Source organism: Pseudomonas sp. MD195_PC81_125 (genome assembly GCF_014060985.1).
Lineage (GTDB): Bacteria > Pseudomonadota > Gammaproteobacteria > Pseudomonadales > Pseudomonadaceae > Aquipseudomonas > Aquipseudomonas parakoreensis.
The window spans coordinates 1-1487 of the sequence record NZ_JABULD010000147.1; the positions used below are offsets into that span (position 1 = coordinate 1).

The window sequence follows — 1487 nt, forward strand, 5'->3', positions numbered from 1 at the left end:
GCAGCTCCTACAGGTATACGCATTTCAATGTGGGAGCTGCCGAAGGCTGCGATCTTTTTTTTGTTCACCATTACTATGATGCCAATAGCCAACCTTGATTCGCCGCCCCACCCGCCCCGGCCTATTCTTCAAGCATGTGTTCAACATGGATCGAGGAGTAGTCAACATGGGCAAACGTCACCCCAACCTTCCCGCGTGGCAATGGCGCGCGTACCCGAACAATCACCAGCACCCGACCAATCTGGTGTTGCACCTGATCGCCGTGCCGTTGTTCATCGTCGCGTTTCTGTTGATCGTGTCCGGAGTGTTCAGCCTGAGCTTGGCCAGTGTCGCCATCGGCGTAATCGGGATTGTCGCGGCGCTGGGTTTGCAGCGCCATGGCCACAGCCTGGAGGCGCAAGCCTCCGAGCCGTTCAGTGATCGCAAAGATGCCGTGTCGCGCTTGCTGGTCGAGCAGTTCCTGACCTTTCCACGGTTTTTCCACAGTGGCGGCTGGTGGCGCGCCTGGCGGGAGCGCCATCGTCGGCACTGAGTGACTCAGGCAAAAAATCGTCACGGTCTGGCGACTCATGGCAATCAACTCCCCCTCCGCGCTCCACAGCTTGGCGGCCACATGGCCGTAACCGTCGGCAGCGTACTCGATATCCGCCAGGTATTTGCACCAGTCCAGGGTGCTCAAGTCGCGTAACGGCTGCACGAATTCAATGGTCCAGGTCAACGTACTGCCCGGTGCCGGTTTCTTCAGATACGGCAACAGTGCCGGAGGCCAGGCATCCACCAGCGCCAGCAGATGCGCCTCATTGACCGGTTCTTCCTTGACGTCGCCACGCAAGCGCACCCAACCGCCCATCTGCCGCGATTTATTGCCAGTGAACGGCATGCCGCCGACACTCCAGCGCATCGCCAGATGCCGCATGAACTCCGGGGTCACGCCTTTGATATAGGGCAACTCCTGGCAATCGTCCCAGTGCTTCATCTCGGCTGCCGGATAGGCTGCCACCGCGACTTCCGAAGGCCGCGAAGCACCGAAGCTGCCCTGCACGATCGTCACCACCTGACCGTTCTGCATCGCACGCCCCAGCACCTGACTGACCGCTTTGCCTTCACGCAGCACATCGACTTCGAAACGCACCGGGACGTCCGGCTCAACCGGGCCGACAAAGGTGATTGCCAATGAACGCACCGGGCGCTCGGCCGGCACTTTCGCGCGCATGGTTTCGTATTGCAGCGCCGCGACCAGGCCGCCAAAACTGGCCCGGCCCTGACCCCACTCGGCGGGAATGGTCACTTCTGGCTGGCGACGAACCGCCTCGAGCAGATCGGAAAAGCGCATGACAACCTCGGCAAGCGAAAAAGGAATGCAGCGATCTTAACCAGCATGGCAGAGCGCCGCAGCGTCTATTCCGGTCAAATGGACTGACAGAAAGGCCTTACCCCGATTTTCCCGTTCAAACAAAACCCCCTGTAGGAGCTGCCGAAGCTGCGAT

General features: G+C 60.2%; 1 protein-coding gene and 1 pseudogene. One reads left to right on the plus strand and one right to left on the minus strand.

Going from position 1 to position 1487, the window contains the following annotated elements; genetic code table 11:
- The first annotated feature begins 166 nt into the window (after positions 1 to 166).
- The gene (locus tag HT737_RS06595) at positions 167 to 532 is read left to right on the plus strand and encodes an Mpo1-like protein (protein WP_182401911.1); all 366 of its coding nucleotides are present in this window, start codon (positions 167 to 169) and stop codon (positions 530 to 532) included.
- A 12-nt stretch (positions 533 to 544) separates the two neighbouring features.
- Here the strand turns inward: HT737_RS06595 and HT737_RS06600 are convergent.
- Positions 545 to 1333, minus strand: a pseudogene (locus HT737_RS06600) (acyl-CoA thioesterase); the annotation flags it as partial.
- Positions 1334 to 1487: the final 154 nt, after the last annotated feature.

Excerpts from the sequence above, each read along its gene's own strand:
- HT737_RS06595 (WP_182401911.1), top strand. The coding sequence starts at position 167 with ATGGGCAAACGTCACCCCAACCTTCCCGCGTGGCAATGGCGCGCGTAC.